The following is an 845-nucleotide window of genomic DNA, read 5'->3' as shown; positions in this document are numbered from 1 at the left end:
TTTTCTTCAAGCTGCTTGTACTCATCGTCCGTCAGCGGCGGGATCTGATTCTGGAACTCCGGGTCGATTTTCAGATTGATCATACGCACAACTCCTTATCTCTCGTGATGTTGCGTCCGTTCGTCCTCCCGGAAGAACAGGGCAACATTCTGTTTTGCATCTTTCAGCTTGAGCAGTTCGATCTTGGCTTCCTTGTACTGCTCATAGAACTGGGCCTTTTCGGAAGCAAGAGCGCAGTATTCCGCTTCCAGCTTGTTCGGACTTGGCAGTTTAGTGATGTTGTTTGCCTTGAGATAGGCTGCTGCTGTCCGGTATGCTGTCAGCTCTGCACGATGCTGTTCTTCAAAGGTTGCGGGGGATTTGGCAGCGTTCCGTTTCTGCGCGAGCGGTCGGTACTGCTTGTAGGAAGCAGCATAACGGCGCAGTGTTTGGTTGTTTGCCATGCGGGTTTCGAGGTCTTTCACTACGGCCAGCGATTCATGGAACTTGGTGTCAAGCTCTGCAATTCTCTGGTCGAGTGCGTCCTCGTTGAGCAGACCTTTCTCCTGCAAAAGAATCAAGGTCTGCGCCATGGCTTTGAGGTTGTGCTTCTTCGCCCAACGCTCATAGCCGATGCCCTTGCCCTGCTTCAGTTTTGCCTGAATGTCCACCAGCTTCTTGATTCGGTCGGGTTTTTCCTCAAGATTGCTGTGGAGGATAATGGGCTGGCTCTTGGCATTTTCTTTCAAGGTGGCAAGCACGAGTTCTTTCTCAAACTTGTCACCGAGGCTGTGCGCCCGGATAAACTTCTTTCTTCCGGCTGGCAGGTAGCTGAGCCGCCCACGGCTTTTCTTGACCGTGATGCC

General features: G+C 52.2%; 1 pseudogene. It reads right to left on the bottom strand.

Annotated features, from left to right (window positions below):
- Positions 1-95: 95 nt before the first annotated feature.
- A pseudogene (locus tag J3350_RS13880) lies at positions 96-845 on the bottom strand (relaxase); the annotation flags it as partial.

Source organism: Faecalibacterium sp. Marseille-Q3530, from assembly GCF_017377625.1.
Classification (GTDB): domain Bacteria; phylum Bacillota; class Clostridia; order Oscillospirales; family Ruminococcaceae; genus Faecalibacterium; species Faecalibacterium prausnitzii_E.
Note: the sequence above shows the minus strand (reverse complement) of the source record. Positions and strands in the feature narration are given on the sequence as shown.